The 16,242-nt window shown below is 43.6% G+C and carries 13 protein-coding genes; 7 read left to right on the top strand and 6 right to left on the bottom strand.

The features are described 5' to 3' along the window. Window positions 1-138 precede the first annotated feature (138 nt). A complete protein-coding gene (locus WHS38_06390) occupies window positions 139-1,635 on the top strand; it encodes a hypothetical protein (GenBank protein ID MEJ5300600.1) in 1,497 nt (498 codons plus the stop codon). Here the strand turns inward: WHS38_06390 and WHS38_06385 are convergent. Together WHS38_06385 and WHS38_06380 are read right to left on the bottom strand one after the other, a co-directional pair. After that, entirely contained in the window at window positions 1,578-2,954 is a 1,377-nt protein-coding gene (locus WHS38_06385; protein ID MEJ5300599.1) for a B12-binding domain-containing radical SAM protein, read from the bottom strand. The genes WHS38_06390 and WHS38_06385 overlap by 58 nt on opposite strands. Window positions 2,955-3,012: 58 nt before the next feature. Then, window positions 3,013-3,963 (bottom strand): SDR family NAD(P)-dependent oxidoreductase, encoded by a 951-nt coding sequence (locus WHS38_06380; GenBank protein MEJ5300598.1) that lies wholly within the window; start codon window positions 3,961-3,963, stop codon window positions 3,013-3,015. 435 nt (window positions 3,964-4,398) lie between these two features. On the opposite strand from WHS38_06380, the gene WHS38_06375 reads away from it, so the two are divergent. The 6 genes from WHS38_06375 to WHS38_06350 all read left to right on the top strand — a co-directional run bounded on the left by WHS38_06375 (window position 4,399) and on the right by WHS38_06350 (window position 11,066). Then, on the top strand, window positions 4,399-6,096 hold the full coding sequence (locus WHS38_06375; protein MEJ5300597.1) for a methylmalonyl-CoA mutase family protein: 1,698 nt from the start codon (window positions 4,399-4,401) through the stop codon (window positions 6,094-6,096). A gap of 21 nt (window positions 6,097-6,117) precedes the next feature. Then, entirely contained in the window at window positions 6,118-6,534 is a 417-nt protein-coding gene (locus WHS38_06370; protein MEJ5300596.1) for a cobalamin B12-binding domain-containing protein, read from the top strand. 139 nt (window positions 6,535-6,673) lie between these two features. Beyond that, a complete protein-coding gene (gene meaB, locus WHS38_06365; protein ID MEJ5300595.1) occupies window positions 6,674-7,657 on the top strand; it encodes a methylmalonyl Co-A mutase-associated GTPase MeaB in 984 nt (327 codons plus the stop codon). A gap of 198 nt (window positions 7,658-7,855) precedes the next feature. After that, window positions 7,856-8,533, top strand: a complete 678-nt coding sequence (locus tag WHS38_06360; protein ID MEJ5300594.1) for an RsmG family class I SAM-dependent methyltransferase — start codon at window positions 7,856-7,858, stop codon at window positions 8,531-8,533. Between the two features lie 130 nt (window positions 8,534-8,663). After that, entirely contained in the window at window positions 8,664-10,163 is a 1,500-nt protein-coding gene (locus WHS38_06355) for a response regulator (GenBank protein ID MEJ5300593.1), read from the top strand. Window positions 10,164-10,229: 66 nt separating this feature from the next. Continuing rightward, entirely contained in the window at window positions 10,230-11,066 is an 837-nt protein-coding gene (locus tag WHS38_06350; GenBank protein MEJ5300592.1) for a tRNA (adenine-N1)-methyltransferase, read from the top strand. A 55-nt stretch (window positions 11,067-11,121) separates the two neighbouring features. Here the strand turns inward: WHS38_06350 and WHS38_06345 are convergent, their stop codons facing one another. From WHS38_06345 to WHS38_06330, 4 genes are all read right to left on the bottom strand, one after another. Then, a complete protein-coding gene (locus tag WHS38_06345) occupies window positions 11,122-11,949 on the bottom strand; it encodes a hypothetical protein (protein MEJ5300591.1) in 828 nt (275 codons plus the stop codon). A 189-nt stretch (window positions 11,950-12,138) separates the two neighbouring features. Beyond that, the gene (locus WHS38_06340; protein ID MEJ5300590.1) at window positions 12,139-13,092 is read right to left on the bottom strand and encodes a 2-dehydropantoate 2-reductase; all 954 of its coding nucleotides are present in this window, start codon (window positions 13,090-13,092) and stop codon (window positions 12,139-12,141) included. An 18-nt stretch (window positions 13,093-13,110) separates the two neighbouring features. Beyond that, entirely contained in the window at window positions 13,111-13,458 is a 348-nt protein-coding gene (locus tag WHS38_06335; GenBank protein MEJ5300589.1) for a hypothetical protein, read from the bottom strand. Next, window positions 13,455-16,220: a hypothetical protein gene (locus WHS38_06330; GenBank protein MEJ5300588.1), complete on the bottom strand. Its 2,766-nt coding sequence runs from the start codon at window positions 16,218-16,220 to the stop codon at window positions 13,455-13,457. Before WHS38_06330 ends, WHS38_06335 begins: the two co-directional genes overlap by 4 nt. Between the last annotated feature and the right edge of the window lie 22 nt (window positions 16,221-16,242).

Here is a 16,242-nt window from a genome sequence, read left to right as displayed (position 1 = left end):
ATAAAATTTGTTGCATCTCCATAATATTCCCATTATATCCTGTTTCAAGCTAAAGTTCCGTGGATGGGGATTAGGGAGAAGAAAGAGTTTTTGGGGGTGGCTTTAAAGGGTTAAAAGCTCGAGAAAGGGGCAGAAGACATGGTAGAAGATCATGGCATTCTTCAGAAAACCGTGTGTTTTCTTGCCAACGCATTAGAAGCCCATACGGTTGCTTATGTAGATCATGATAAAAAGAATGGGGTTTTATCCTGTATCGCTTGTCATTCTCTTGGTGATTGTTTTCGCCGAGATATAATAATTCCAGTTGAGCAAAGCGGTATTTTGGGGGAGGTGCTAAGGCAGAACAGACTTGTAGAACATGGACGGCTCCCGAGCAAAAGTATTCATAGTTATGTGCCCTTCTACATGCCAAACCGTGAGGATCTTATTAAGGCTTTGTGTGTAATACCTATCGATTCTGGAAGAGGGCTTCTTTATGCCGATACAAAACAGAAATGGAATTTCGGCAGAAAAGAAATGTGCCTCATGCAAAATGCTGCAAACCTTATAGAGAAACTTATTGAAAATCTCGAGTATTCGTTGAATCACGATAAATACGTTGATATGCTCACCTGCTTCTATGAAACCGACGGTTTGATTGAATCGGCCAATTTGTTGAAGCCACAGACTCTGGATGCTCTGCTTGGTAAGATTTCTAATTTTACCGGTGCTGATTGGGTGTTTTTGGTAAGTCGAGATTTGCCCGGAGGACAGATTCAAATTAGGTCTTCTTTTCCAGCTTTTTCTTTGCCTTACAGCAAGAAGAAAATTTCTGGCGGATTGGTTGATTATGTCTTCGGCAGAAAAAAATTGACAGTGATTTCTAAGTTTAATGGAAAACGGTATGGAAATCATTTCCTCTTTGCGCCTGGAGAACCAATTCCCCGTGAAGGATCTTTGCTTGGGTTATACGGCACAACGGCAGGGAGTGAATGGGTGCTTGCGTTGCTTTCCAAAACAGGACGATTATGGGATTCAGACGACGTTTATACCGTGGACAGAATATTCAGACATTTCCTGATGGCAGTTGATAGGTTTGTTTTGCAGGAAAAGTGCGAACATCTTCTAAAGTATGATTGCTTCACAGGACTTTTACACATTAGAGCCTTTGAAGAATATGTTCAATCATGTTTTTCACACGCTGTTGGTAATAACTACAACTTGACTCTTGTTGTTATACAATGGGAACCCTATTTGAAGCTTTGCAGCATGGTTATGCCTTCGGAGTTGTCGCTCATAAATCACAGGATCGTGAACGCTTTACAGAAAGAAGTGCTTGGTGAGCGTGCAATAATTGGGCATCTTGGGGAAAATCGGCTTGGTATTCTTCTGGAGCAGGTCAATTCCTTCGATATTAAGAAGTGCGAATATTTTCTACACAGGCTCGGATTGGGAAAAGAGTTTGGCTGTCAGATAGAGTTTTATTCTGGGATGGCCAGGTATCCTCAAGATTCAAGCAATGTAACGGAGTTGTGGGGAAAAGCTTACCAGTCTTTAAGGGAGAGAATTGAGGGAAGGTTGTCTTCCACTGTTACCGCTTACGACGAAGCGGCTATTGATGTGCTTGTAAGAAGAGATCTTGCTCGCCTTGCGTAGTTCTTAGTTTCCACCATGTCTTCGTAAGTAAAGTTTTTGTTTCTACAGGCAAAGAAAGAATTGTTGTGATAGAGCGGTTCTCTGGCTAAATCGAAGGAAGAAATACGACAAGCTTCTTCCCATAGTTTGGTTCCGGGGAGAGGGGAGTATTCTGCAATAAAAGGAAGAACTTCCTGTTCTGCCACAAAATCTACGGCAAACCGAACATCTTCTGGCTTTTGACCTGGAACACCGCAAAGAAGATATACTCCGATCTGGTAAGTGGTAAAACCGACTTTTTTCAGAATTTTTACGGCTTTTATAAATTCACGGTTTTCAACCTTATTCCCCCAGGTTTTTTGATGAACCGGGGATGAAGTTTCCAGCCCCAGGCGTATGGTTTTAAAACCTGCTGCGAAAAGAAGTTCGCTTTTTTCCTCGTCAATGGCTCTTATGTGAATTGCGTTGGGGGTGTGGAATCTGAAAGAACGTCTCTCGCTGATGAGACGTCGCAGGAGAGGTGCTACACTCTGCCAGCCATAAATAAGCAGAGCATCGTCATAAAAGGCGAAGTCGCAGACGTTTCGGTTATTGAGCATCATAATTTCTTCGTAGAGACTTTCGGTTGAGCGGATGGCCATTTTTGGCTGCAATGCAGACGATGCACAGTAAGGGCAGGAAAAGGGGCAGCCAACACTGGCAAGAAGCACTCCGTAGAAGAGCTTTTCGTAGGCTTTCCAGAAAGGATGCGGAAAGCGAGATAAATTCTGCCATTGATCTCTGTTTCTGATTGTAATTCCAGCTTCTTTTTCCAGGATGTCTGGAAGATGGTTTGTAGGGTTGTCTATGACTCGATCGGCTCCAGAAAACTGAATGGCATGTTCTTTACATAGTTTGGCGTAGATTCCTCCAAGCCAGACGGGCACATCGGGGAAATGCAGTTTTAGCCGCTCTATGGTTTGCTGAACCCCGGGATACCAGTAAGTCATGATGGAAGTGACCATAATAAGTCGAGGTTTTTCCGGAAGTTTTGTGAGTATTTTGTCAAAGATATCTTCAGTTATGCCGTAACGATAATAGGTTCTCGGAAAGCCTTTGTAAGGCTCGGGCGGATCGATTGGTCGTTTGGGATACTTTCCTGTGCCGTAAAATCTATCCTGTCCGGGGATAACGTTTTTTGCCTGTTGAGCTTTCCCGCGATCCATACAATCTAAAAGCACCACGTCGTGCCCGCTTGATGATAGCAGAGATCCGATAAAAAGTAGTCCCAGCGGTTTTGCCCAGAAATCATAGGCTGCAAAATCGGTAACCCAGGGATTTACAAGCAGGATCAGTGCCACTTTTTATTACCGTTTGTCTAAACCGCTTCAGAAAGATTTCCTGCCTAACAGCACGGTCTTACCTTTTTTCCAGAAACCACTTTACGGTTTTAGCGATTCCTTCGGGGAAATCGGTCCATGCAGAAAACAACTTACTGATGGAGCTATTATCGAGAACGCTAACTTCTAGATCTCCCGGTCTGGGATTTTCAAAATTGATTGTTGGACGGCAATTTAGAGTGTTAGCTATGGCTTCGAGCACTTCCATGGTGGTTTTTCCCGTTCCTGTAGAGACGTTAAAAACTCCTTCAAGCCGCTGAGAAATCACCAACCTGTGGACATTTACCACATCATCTACGAACACATAATCCCGGATGCAACCAACATCACCTTTCGTGCGGCGTGCAAAAACAGTTACAGGCTTTTCATTTATAAGCCGCTCTGTAAATATAGCCACAACACCGGCTTCTCCGAAAGGATCCTGTCTGGGACCGTAAACGTTAGCATAACGCAGCACCGTGAAGGGCAAGCCAAACTGGGCGTTATAGACTTTCAGGTAGATTTCAAAAGACGCTTTTGCTGCAGCATAGGGGCTTTTGGGGTTAAGAGGCCATTCTTCTTGAGCAGCCTCGCCTTCGGGCACTTCACCGTAAATTGCTCCCCCGGTGGAGGCAAAGATGAAGTGACTTACACCTGTGGCAACGGATGCATCAAGCACGTTTACTCCCCCCACGACGTTTACAAGAGCGTCAAAAGCCGGGCGTTCCATGGATATTTTTACCGAAGCCTGAGCCGCCTGGTGGGAAACGATGGATGGTCTCCAGGTCTTGAAAACTTCAAAAACCAGGTCGCGGTCTGTAATGTCTCCTTCAAAAATTTTTATTTTATCAATGATTTCTGAAAGATTTTCCAGCTTTCCTGTGCCGAAATTGTCCAGCACCGCCACTTCGTAACCGTTTCGGACGAGATTATCCACTATGTGGCTTCCTATAAAACCTGCTCCGCCTGTTACTAACACTCGATTTGCCACTGTTAACCTCCGGTTGCTTAATTTTAAAAATAGTTTGACACGCAATAACAGCCGGTTTAACTTTTAGTGAACTGACTATGGCAGGAAAGGCGGAGAAAGTGTAGAAAAATTTTATTTGGGCATCGATGCCCTTACCAGCAGGCGGTTATGATGTTATCTTCGCTTCGTTTTGAAATTTTCTGGGGGAAGCAGGTGAGTGCGCCGGCATTTGGACTCTCACCTAGGAAAAAATATTTTTCGGTTGTCCGTATCAGGAGTTTGGATGACTAAGGGAAGTCATTATTTTTTGCTTTCTGATTCGGAGCCGAAGGGTCTTTTGTATTTAGAAATGAAGCGAAGATTTCTTTGCTCCCTCTGGGGAAGGCGTCGGAGGGGGATTATAATTACGCCCGATTCTGCTTGGAAGCGACAAATTTATCTGAGGAGGGAACACTGATGGGAACAAAGATGTTTTCAGAGTCTGCCATCGAACGGATTGAGCAGGAATACAAAGAATGGCTTCATGAGTATGAGAAGGCTTTGCAGAAGCTTCCTGAGCGGCTGGAAAGGTTTTCAACGGTTTCTGACATGGAGGTGAAGAACCTATATACGCCGCTTGACATCAAGAATAAGGATTTCATGGAAGACATAGGCTTTCCCGGTTGCTATCCTTTCACCAGAGGCGTTCAGACAACGATGTATAGAGGACGACTCTGGACGATGAGAATGTTTGCCGGGTTGGGAACGGCCGAACAAACTAACGAGAGATTCCACTATCTCATTGACCACGGTGAAACCGGCCTGAGTGTAGCCTTTGATTTTCCTACTCTAATGGGTTATGACACCGATTCTCCCCTTGCTCGAGGTGAATGTGGACGTTGTGGTGTTGCTATTGACACCATAGATGACATGCAGAGACTCTTTGCGAGAATTAACCTTGAGGAAGTTACTACGTCCATGACCATTAACCCGCCAGCTTCGGTCATATGGGCAATGTATATTGCCAATGCTGAGAATGAAGGCTACTCAAGAAAAAAGCTGGGTGGAACCATCCAGAACGACTGTCTTAAAGAGTTTATAGCTCAGAAGACCCTTATGCTTCCTCCGGAACCAAGCATTAGGCTGGTTGTGGATACTGTAGAATTTGGCACTCGAGAGGTGCCTCGATGGAACACCATAAGCATCAGCGGTTATCACATCCGCGAAGCCGGTGCTACGGCGGTCCAGGAGCTAGCCTTTACTATCTATGATGGTATTACTTATGTGGAAGAATGTATCAAGCGCGGGCTCAATGTGGACGACTTTGCAGGCAGACTTTCCTTTTTCTGGAACTCCCATATAGACTTTTTTGAAGAAATAGCCAAGATGAGAGCTGCCCGCCGTATGTGGGCTCGCATTATGAAAAATCGCTTCAAAGCTCAGAATCCTAGATCAATGATGTGCCGTTTCCATGTTCAGACAGCAGGATGTTCTCTGACGGCGCAAGAACCTTACAACAACATTATTCGCACAACTACCGAAGCTCTAGCTGCTATACTTGGAGGCTGTCAGTCGCTCCATACCAATTCTCTTGACGAAGTTTACATGATTCCCAGCGAATTTGCTGTTAAGATCGCTCTTAGAACTCAGCAAATCCTTGCCTATGAAGTAGGAGCGGCGAATGTTATTGATCCTCTTGCAGGTTCCTATTATCTCGAGGCTTTAACTGATCGGATGGAGGAAGAAGCTAACGAATATATTCGGAAGCTTGACGAAATGGGTGGCATGGTAGCGGCCATAGAAAAGAACTATCCACAGATGGAAATAGCTGAAAGTGCCTATCGCTTCCAGCAACAGGTGGAGCGAGGTGAAAAGGCCATTATTGGAATCAATATGTTCCCCTCCGAGATCCCACCGCTTGAAGTTCTCAAGATCGATCCGGAAATTGAGCGGCTCCAGATCGAGCGGCTCCATAAATTCAAGGAGAAACGCAATAAGGTTAAACTTCAGAAGGCTCTTGACGAACTTCGCCGCCGCTGTGAAGGGAAGCCCTGTTGGGAGAATAATGTTATGCCGGCTCTCATCGAAGCGGTTAAAGCTGGAGCTACGGAGCAGGAATGCTGTGATGTCTATCGAGAAGTTTTTGGCACTTATACCGATCCTGCATCGTTTTAAAAAGTGGAGGAGGAACATAAGATGGGAAATGAAAGAAAACTCAGAATACTTGTTGCAAAGCCGGGACTGGATGGACACGATCGAGGTGCACGAATTATAGCCAGGGCATTGAGAGACGCAGGATTTGAAGTGATCTACACGGGATGCCATCAGACTCCAGAACAGATTGTCCAGACCGCTCTGCAGGAAGATGTGGATATGATAGGGCTTAGCATCCTTTCGGGGGCTCATAATTATTCATTCCCGCGCATTATGGAGCTTCTCAAGGAAAATAATGCTGAGGATATTGTTGTGGTCGGAGGAGGTATCTTCCCGCTTGAGGATATCCCGAAATTGAAATCCATTGGGATTAAAGAAATCTTTACGCCTGGTGCAAAACTTGAAGACATCATAAAATGGGTCAGGGAAAACGTTAAGCCTAGAAAGGTAGCGGCTTAGGAAGCAAGAGCAAAAGCAGGGGCGTAGCAGCACACTGCGCCCCTGAAATATTAATGCGAACGATTGAAGATGCAAACTAGCGAGAGCTAGACAGTTTTTAAGCCTATACGGCGAATTAAATAACAAAAGAGGTGTTCTCATGGAGATAGTGGATCAAGTATTGAGAGGAGATGTTCGAGCGGTCGCTCGACTTCTTAGAGATATTGACGATCAGATTCCATCTACCAGGAGTATCCTTAAGGAGCTTTATCCTCACACAGGTAAGGCATACGTAATAGGATTTACTGGTCCTCCTGGAGCAGGAAAGTCCACCCTGGTTGATCAGATAACGGCTTACTACCGAAAAATTGGAAAAACTGTGGCGATCATTGCTATAGATCCTACCAGTCCATTCAGTGGAGGCGCCATCCTTGGTGATAGGATTCGCATGCAGAGGCATTTTCTCGACAAGGATGTCTTCATCAGGAGTGTGGCAACTCGAGGTCATTTTGGTGGGCTGACTAAATCGACTCACGATATGATTACAGTCTTTGATGCTATGGGAAAAGATATAATCGTTGTAGAGACTGTAGGAGTTGGTCAGGGGGAAGTGGAAATTGCCGATTGTGCCCACACAACCATAGTAGTGAGTGTTCCAGGTCTCGGGGACGATATCCAGGCCATTAAGGCTGGAATTATGGAAATTGGAAACATCTTTGTGGTTAATAAGGCTGATCGTGAGGGTGCCAAGAAGACCGTTCAGGAACTTCGGAATCTTCTTGAAATGGGAAGGCGATTCAGGATGGACATCGGGGAAGCCGACGATTGGGAGCCCCCCATCGTGGAAACTCAGGCTCACAAAGGCATAGGTATCGAAGAATTGTGTGAAGCTATTGATCGTCACCGTGCCTACCTAACCACTCAAAAACCAGAACAATTTCGGAAAGTTATGCTTAAACGCACGCTTCATCAATTTTCTGAAACTCTAAGGGATGAACTTTTCAAAGAGATGGTAAGGCGTATTGAAAGGCGGGGAGAAAGCCTTGAAGCTATAGCAGAAAAGATTTTCCAGAAAGAACTTGATCCTTACTCTATTTCCAGACAGCTTATTAGAGAAGAATTCGTTCAGCCCGATGATCAATAAATTAAGTGATAATAACCTTCTCCTTTTATAATTCTGCCATTTATCCCTGCCCGCAATAGTGTTAAAAAGATTTGTGTAAGGGGCGCACTTTGGGTGGGTGCGCCCGCTTATGTTTCTATAGCCATTCTCGCAGGATAGGAAAATGGGAATGTAAATTATCATTTTGCAAGAATACAGGTTAGGAACTGAGTAGTCAGGATGATATCTATTCCCAGTGCTCCACCATGGTTTTCGGAAAAGCTGGCCAGGAATGCTTTAGAAGCTGGATGTGTTCTAAATGATGAGCAAATTAAGCTTTTGCGGCTTCACGCTGAATGGGTATTTTTCTGGAATAGGGTTACAAACCTTACGGCAGTGGAAACCTGGGAAGATCTTATATTTAAGCATTACCTTGATGCGATTATTCCGGCGTGCCGATGGCTTCCTAGGGTTGGGCGAGTCCTTGATATAGGATCTGGAGCCGGTTTTCCTGGCATCCCCATAAAGATTTTTTCGCCAGAACTTGATGTTACCCTTTGTGAACTTCGCAGGCGTAAGGCTAGTTTTCTTAAAAGCTTTATAGCTTATGCGGGGTTGAAGAATATTAGAGTCGAGCAGTTGAAATGGCAGGAAGCGATTAAACAGGAATCTGAAAAGTTTGATCTTGTTACTGTCAGAGCGCTAAAGCTGGAACATAAGGAAATAGAAGGTCTTTTCAGAGAAGGGCTCAAAGATGGAGGTGTTATAGCTTGTTGGAGCACGCCTCACCTTGCTGAAAAGAGCCTTTCAAGAGGGATATTGGAATATGAATGGGAAAAAAGCATAACCACGGATTTGCTCTTTTACTCACTTCCGGGCGGGATTGAAAGGGTAGTAGTGCTGTTCAAGAAAAGATAACATATTTGAGCGTTTAAGTTGCAAATTATTTGCGGTTTTGTAAAAGATGGTGGAAGAAATGCGAAAGCTGTGCGATATTATTATATTGGAGCTTGAAGAAATATAAACCGAGTTGCAGGGCTTAAAAATAATGAACTGGCAGCGAGATAGGAAGACAGAGCAAAAAGATAAAGTGCTCATCGTGGATGATGATCCTGTAGTGGGTTCCTTTCTTGCTCATACAATAAATTCCAGAGGTTATGAAGCGGTTTATTACCAGAATCCTATAGAAGCTCTTTATCATGCTCAAAAAGAAGCCTTTTCTCTGGCTTTTATCGACGTTCAAATGCCGGAGATGAGCGGACTGGAACTTATTTCTCTTCTTAAGCGCTACAATCCTCGCATAGAGATTATTATGGTTAGCGGATACGGGTCTCTTGATGATACCGTAAAGGCAATCAAAATTGGTATCTCCGATTATCTTAAAAAACCCTTTTCTGTGGACGAAATTTCCTTTTGTCTAAGTCATTTTGAAGAGCGAGTTCGCATTCGCAAGCAACTTGAAAAGACCGAGGAGAGATATTCGAGGTTGGTTGAAAATGTGCCTCTTATAATTTTTTCCATAAACCGTGATCTTCAGCTTACGTTTGTTAACAAAACTTTGGAAACCATTCTGGGTTATACTTCCGATGAAATTACAGAGGACGAAAGGTGGTTTGAGAGAATTGTTCATCCTGAGGATAGAGAGCGGTTGAGGAGATCTTTTTTGAGGTTTTTCGGGGGCGAATGCACCCCTTTCAAAGAGGAATGCCGTTTTATACATAAAAGTGGACATATTGTTTACACTCTGGTCCAATCTCTCCCACTTTATCTGGATAATTCAGGTGTCTGTGAGATGGATGGTATTGTAGTGGATATAACCGATCGAGTATTTTATGAGAAATCTCTTGTTCAAGGGGAAAAGCTCAAAACTCTTGGAGCTATTGCCACCGAAGTAGCTCATGAAATCCGCAATCCTCTAACATCCATTGGCGGGTTTGCCAGAAGAATCAAGAAAAAATATCCGGAATTGAAAGAAGCCGATATTATTTTGCAAGAAGTGCACAGATTAGAACAACTCTTAAACCGCATTAGACAATATCTACAGCCAGTGGAGGCTCGTCGAGCCTGCCTTAATGCTAACGAGATGGTTGCTCGCTGTTATGAACTCCTGTTGCCCGAAATGGAGCAGAAAGGGGTAGAGTGTGAACTTTCCCTTGGTCAATATATGCCATACATTTTCGTTGATCCGAATATGCTTCTTCAGGTCCTTATAAACCTTTTTAGAAATGCCATAGATGGATGTAAGTGCGAGAAGAAATTCAGAGTAATAACCTTTGCGACTGAAAACCACGTCCACATTCAGTGCATTACACCTTTACAACCCGGGGAAGAATTAAATTGTGAATCAGTGTTTTTGCCGTTTTCAGAGGGTGGTAAAAGCATTGGACTTCCTTTGTCTTACCGTCTTGTGAAAAATATGGGAGGGGTGCTAACTTGTTTTCAGGAAGGAAATTATGCAATATTTACAGCTACTTTCCCTGTGGCTCAGCTTGAAGAATGTAGCTTAAGGGGCGAAGATGATCCTCAGAAATTCCAAAAGCTTAGTTAGCATGGCAGAGTTAATGAAAAGGCGGCTTAGCTTGTGCTGAAAGCGATCTGAAAGCAGGAGCATTGTATGGACTTTTTTCAGGAAGGCGAATGGGTGCTTATAACTACTCAAAAAGGTAAGGACTGGTTGGTGCTTTTAAAAAAGGGAGCAGTCTTTTCCTGCCATTTGGGATCGATACACCACGATGAAATAATGACAAAAAGAGAAGGTGAATTCTGGGAAACTCCTTCCGGTACAAAACTTTTGTTTTTTCGTCCCGCTCTGACCGATTTCCTTTTCCACATCAAGCGTAGAACTCAAATTATGTATCCCAAAGACATCGGAGCAATTCTTTGTTACGGTGACATTCGTCCTGGTATGAAAGTGCTTGAAAGCGGGGTCGGATCTGGTGCTTTGACGATGTTTCTCCTGGCTTTTATGGGGGGGAATGGCAAATTGGTATCGGTTGAAAAACGACCCGAATTCGCCTGTCTAGCGAGAGATAATATTCAGAAAGTTTTTGGAGAAATACCTTCTTCATGGCAACTTGTTGTTGCTGACATTGAATCTCCTCCATTTGATACAACTTTTGATCGAATTATTCTTGACCTTCCCGAACCGTGGCGAGCCGTAGATAGCGCTTCAATGCTCCTTAAGGATGGAGGCATTCTTGTGAGCCTGAGTCCCCAGGTTGTTCAACTTCAGATGGTTGCGAGAGCCCTAAGAAAAAAGGGTTTCAGGTGTTTTCAAATCTTTGAGATTCTTAAACGAGACTGGCTTATAAATGAACATCGAACAAGGCCTGCCGATAGAATGATTGCTCATACGGGTTTTTTACTTCTTGCTCGCAAAACGGCAGATTTGTTTTGGACTGAAGAAGTTAGCGATGACGTAAGCGAAAATCACGATATTACAGTATCTTAGCTTGAACTGCTCCTAAAAATTTGAAAAAGACAATCAGCAGGGTTGACATCAGAAATCAAAAACCGAATTGATATGAAAAATAAAGCCTTATACCCTTTTCTTTGAGCAGTGCTCTTACTTGAGGCGATGTTTGGTAAGTTACAGCAATGAGTATGCGATCTCCAAGAAAAAGATGCTCTATTTTTGCAAGTTTCTTAAGAAAGTCTTCAACGTCTTTCTTTTTGAATTGAGTCTTACATTCACCTATTATCCAGATCTGCTTGTGTCCTTTATAACCCTTCCCAAGGATGTTGACTTCTTCATAACGTCCGGGTGCGATTTCCACGAAATCTCTTTTTAGCTCATCAGGATCAATCTCAATTCCCTCATCCTTTTTAAGCAACCGTGGAAGATGGGCAAAAGCTCGGTCTTCGAGGATATACCCAATAGTATGAGAAAGCCCCCCAAGTTCTTCTCTGGTTTTTCTGTGTTCCCCGACAAGCTTTTTTAGTTCTTCCTCGGTTTTCTTTTGAGCCTCAGCTAGTTCATTAAGCCTTTGTTCGGTTTTCTTTTGGGCTTCGGCTAGGTCATTGAGCCTTTCCTCGGTTTTCCTTTGAGCTTCCGCTAGTTCATTAAGTCTTTGCTCGGTTTTCCTTTGAGCTTCCGCTAGTTCATTAAGTCTTTGCTCGGTTTTCCTTTGAGCTTCTGCTAGTTCATTAACTCTCTGCTCAGTTTTCTTTTGAGCTTCCGCTAGGTCTTTAACTATTTCCCTCAGTTCGTTGAATTCTCTTTTGGTTACGGATTCCTCTCTTTGCCGTTCAATTTCTTCTACCAGAGTGATCAGGACGTCGCGCAGGTCGGGCGAAACTCTTTCTAGTTTTCGAAGAAATGTGCTACTTATCATTTTTAATTTCACCTCGGAAAGATTTTATACTGACGTTGACAGGATGTCTCTATCGCATTCACATTATAAGAAATTTTATGAAAGGGCTCAAGAGAGCCCGCATATTTTTGGGTATATGACATGCACTCTCCGTTAGATTTGGAGAATTTAGAACAGCTATTTTTTAGAATATGGAATTTACTTGGATGATTAAGGGTGAGTGTTGTTGCTCCTGTTGCAGTGCTCAAACATGTAAAGGAGACCGTATAGAGTTTTCATGTGGGGGACCTTAACTCCGAGCTTTTCGGCTTTTCTTACCGCATTACCCAAAATGGCCTCCACTTCCATGGGTCTTCCTGCTTCATAATCCAAAAGCATGCTTGTTTTGTATGGCTTCATGATTTTTGTGGCGTTGATATGTTCGTCCACAATGGATGGGCGGACCGGGCTACCGTCAGCATTAGCAATAGCGACCACTTCTTCCATAACCGCTCGAACTACAGACTCTATCGTCGGAGTTGAGACCATCTTGTCGGTCGTGCAGCCACCCGCAAGGACCGAAATAGGGTTGAAGGGCGCATTCCACACCAGTTTTTCCCATCTTGCCGTTATTACATCTTCGGTGACGTCGGCAGGAACTCCTGACGCTTTTAAAAGATCTACAAGCTTTTCGGCTGACGAGCTTTTTCCTTTTGGATAAAGCCCGATGACAAGCCTTCCGTAATCGGTGTGGTGGATCTCTCCTGGTGCTTTCCTTTCACAGCAGATAAAAGCGAGCCCGCTGAGAATTTCGTTTTCCGGGAAAGCTTCTGCCACGGGAAGTTCAATGTCAATGCCGTTTTGTATTAGGACTATCACTGTTTTGCTTCCCACAAAGGGACGAATAATGGAAGGAACATTGATGGATGGTAATACTTTTGTGCATACGATAACATAATCGTAAGGGGCTTCTACGGAAGTTTCCTTTACGGAGAACACCTTCGCTGGAAAGTAATGAAAATCTCCCCAGATGCTTTGGATTTTAACTCCGCTGGTTTTAATAACTTCATAATCGGAGCGACACAAAAGATCTACCTTAACACCGCTCTGGACGAGTTTCCCTGCGTAGAATCCACCGATAGCTCCACTTCCTACAACTAGGATCCTTAAGGACTTTGTCACCATATCCATTTTTCTCCCAATTTATAAAGTTATGATCTCATAACCTTCTGCAATAAATTTTCCAATACTTACATGTCCCATCATATCGGCTACCACAGGAAGTCCCGACGCTTCAACAGCTTCAAGAACTCCAAGCTTCTGCGAACAGGCTCGACAGACAGCCACTATAAGGTTGGCAGTTTTGGCTCTTAAATACAAGCTATGAAGGAAATGATCGGGTTTTTCCATTTCAGGAATCAGCTTTACACTTTCTCCTTCAACGATTATTTTTCCTTCGAGTCCTTTTTCGTACATATCAAGAGCATTTAGAAGCACATGAATGAAACACATTGGTTCACCTCGAAACGCACAAATAACCACTTTTTTCATAACATCTCCTCCTTTATTTCATGGCAGAGGCGTTTCCATCTAGAGTGGATGGAGCGACGCAGTCGCTGGATGTCATTCCAGTCTTGATATTTTTCCAAATCTGCATCTTCTGCCCACAATCCCAGTTTTTTCAAAACATCCAGATCCTCCTCGGTAATTTCTTCCACATTTTTGCCAAGTAAATCAACTCTGTGTTGTAGTTTCCTTAAAACTGAATAAGCTCGAAGAAGTTCCTTTTTTTCGCTTTCTGACATTTGCCACAGGTCGAGCACAACAGGAAGAGTATCCAGCACAATAAGTGGATGGTTAATTTCGGGAATTTTCCCACTAATTGCGGTTGCTTGACACCAAAATTCAAGTTCCACCAAACCACCTCGTCCCAGCTTAAGATGAATAGCATTTTCACTTTCGTTTGTTCGTTCTTCTTCCATTCTTGTTTTTAGCTCACAGAGCCGTTTCAAAACCTTTTCGATGGGTCGATCCTGGAAACAGAAATCCCGAGCTTTGTTTCTGAGCTTTTCTGCCAGATTTGGATCCCCAACAATGGGGCGAAACCTTAAAAGAGATGCAATCTCCCAGATGTCCGCTCGGTTTTCGTAATATTCTTCCCAGGTTGGATAAGTTACTACCAAAGGACCGTAGTTTCCCGTAGGGCGGAGCCTCATATCAACTTCATATCCAGGTCCTTCCTGAAGATACATTGATATGAGACGAATGAATCGCTGAATGAGCCTGGTTACATCTTCTGGAATCTCAGATCTTTCTTCGTTTTGCTGGGGATTATAAACAAATACTAGATCCAGATCAGATCGGTAGCCCATCTCAAAACTTCCCCATCTCCCCATAGCCGCAACTATAAGGGGATATGATTCGGGGGAACGTTTAATTACATGGGAACAGACAATACGATAAGTTGACTGAACGAAAAAATCTGCAAGAAGGGAAAGTTCTTTTTCTAGGTCCTTTATAGGTGGGTTGAAGGTTATATCCCATAGGGCTATATGTAAGAGACGCTCGTTTTTGAGACGTCGAAGCCACATAAGAGCATCTTCAAAAGTTCCGGTGTCTAAAAGAATTTCATTTGCACGGTTTTTCCAAACATCATGGGAACAGATGTGATGTTCACTTTCAAAATCTTCCGTAAAACTTTCAGCCAGCGACGGAGTCTGTATAAGAAGTTCCCCCATGAGAGGGGTTCTGGTAACCAGAGAAAGAGCTTTTGCAAGAACGTTCTTTTCCTTTGCCTTTGGTGATGCCAGAAATTTCAATAAACCAGGGCGCTTTTCAACAGATTGGGCCCATCTTTTAAGACGGGTTTCTGATAATGGGGAGAAATAGTTTGGCATGTCTTTGCTATTTTGTTCCCCTACAAGAATTTCCCAGCTTTGCCTGGCCAGGTCTGCTCCCAGACTTTCTTCAAGCCACGGTGGAAGTGTTGGGTAAGAAGGAGCGAGTTCTTTCTCTGGTAAATCTTGATCTTTAGAGTTATCGGAAGCTGTAAAAAGCCGTTCAAAATGCCACCGCACCACCTCGGTGTAAGTTTTAAGACGATTGAACAGTTCTTCGGTATCGGAGCATCCAAGAGCCTGAACAAGCCTTTGAAATGAAATAGGATCTCGAGGGATTGTGTGAGCCTGACGGTTTTCGTCAAGTTGCACCCAATGTTCCAGTTCTCTTAAGAATACATAAGCGTCTGAGAGAGCTTTTGCTTCGCTATCTTTTAGAAGTCCTTCATTTTTTAGCTCCTCTATGCATCTTAGGGTGTTTCTATCTCGTAGATTTTTCTTACGTCCCCCGTAAGTTAGCTGTAAAGACTGCACGAGGAATTCTATTTCCCGTATTCCACCTTTTCCTAGTTTTACGTTATAACCTGGGCCTGGCTGATCTTGGGGTGTCTCCTTTAACATGCGATCCCGCATTTTCTTAATCTCGTCTATTGCCTGGAAATCCAGAAACCTTCTGAAAACGAAGGGATGAACTTCAGAAAGAAATTGATTACCGAGACCTATATCGCCTGCGACAGGAGCGGCTTTTATGAGAGCTAGTCTCTCCCAGGGTTTTCCTTCCAGCAAGTAGTAATGAACAGCATAGGAAAGAGAAGGCACAAGTTCCCCATCTTTGCCACCTGGGCGAAGTCTAAGATCGACGAGAAAAACTCGATCTCCTTCAATCATATCCGAAAGAAGAAGGGATAGGGTTTGAGCCAGCCTGGGGAGAAATTCCTGAGCAATGCTTGCTTCTTCTCTGGATGGAGCGTCGTAAAGGAAAAGAAGGTCAATATCGGAAACGAAGTTAAGTTCCCTACCCCCCAGCTTTCCCATGCCAAGAATAACAAGTTTTATACGGTCCCTGGCTTGTTCCCATATTACAATATCTTTATCGCCAGATAACCATAAGTCTGGATGATCCAGAAGGATTTTTAGAGCTGTCTGCAAAAAGGTTATTGCTAAATCCGAAAGCTGGGAAACGGTTTCGGAAAATGAATCCATTTGCAAAAGGCTTCTTGCTCCGAGCCTCAGGAAGTGCTGCTGTTTGAAGCTTCTGAAGGTTTTTGCCACATGTGTCCACAGATTTTTTTCCGGTAGTGGAAAAAGTTTTTCTGACAAGCTTTTGTAAAGTTCAGTTATGGCAAACCGTCGAGATAATTTTTGACGTAGCCATTCTTCATGTTCAGGAAAGCGCCTGAGAAGTATGGCAAAATAGCGAGAGCAATTCGTCAGAAGCTGGCACACCCTTTCCCATTCAGGCACATAACCGCCCATCTAATAACTCCTTAAATGTTTT

It is taken from the genome of Thermodesulforhabdaceae bacterium (assembly GCA_037482015.1).
Lineage (GTDB): Bacteria > Desulfobacterota > Syntrophobacteria > Syntrophobacterales > Thermodesulforhabdaceae > JAOACS01.
This window is presented reverse-complemented; position numbering and strand designations above follow the sequence as displayed.

What these genes read in the sequence shown, in the direction of transcription:
- WHS38_06355 (MEJ5300593.1), top strand. Translation starts at nt 8,664, where the DNA reads ATGAACTGGCAGCGAGATAGGAAGACAGAGCAAAAAGATAAAGTGCTC.
- WHS38_06370 (MEJ5300596.1), top strand. Translation starts at nt 6,118, where the DNA reads ATGGGAAATGAAAGAAAACTCAGAATACTTGTTGCAAAGCCGGGACTG.
- WHS38_06360 (MEJ5300594.1), top strand. Translation starts at nt 7,856, where the DNA reads ATGATATCTATTCCCAGTGCTCCACCATGGTTTTCGGAAAAGCTGGCC.
- WHS38_06375 (MEJ5300597.1), top strand. Translation starts at nt 4,399, where the DNA reads ATGGGAACAAAGATGTTTTCAGAGTCTGCCATCGAACGGATTGAGCAG.
- WHS38_06390 (MEJ5300600.1), top strand. Translation starts at nt 139, where the DNA reads ATGGTAGAAGATCATGGCATTCTTCAGAAAACCGTGTGTTTTCTTGCC.
- WHS38_06330 (MEJ5300588.1), bottom strand. Translation starts at nt 16,220, where the DNA reads ATGGGCGGTTATGTGCCTGAATGGGAAAGGGTGTGCCAGCTTCTGACG.
- WHS38_06335 (MEJ5300589.1), bottom strand. Translation starts at nt 13,458, where the DNA reads ATGAAAAAAGTGGTTATTTGTGCGTTTCGAGGTGAACCAATGTGTTTC.
- WHS38_06340 (MEJ5300590.1), bottom strand. Translation starts at nt 13,092, where the DNA reads ATGGTGACAAAGTCCTTAAGGATCCTAGTTGTAGGAAGTGGAGCTATC.
- meaB (MEJ5300595.1), top strand. Translation starts at nt 6,674, where the DNA reads ATGGAGATAGTGGATCAAGTATTGAGAGGAGATGTTCGAGCGGTCGCT.
- WHS38_06345 (MEJ5300591.1), bottom strand. Translation starts at nt 11,949, where the DNA reads ATGATAAGTAGCACATTTCTTCGAAAACTAGAAAGAGTTTCGCCCGAC.
- WHS38_06350 (MEJ5300592.1), top strand. Translation starts at nt 10,230, where the DNA reads ATGGACTTTTTTCAGGAAGGCGAATGGGTGCTTATAACTACTCAAAAA.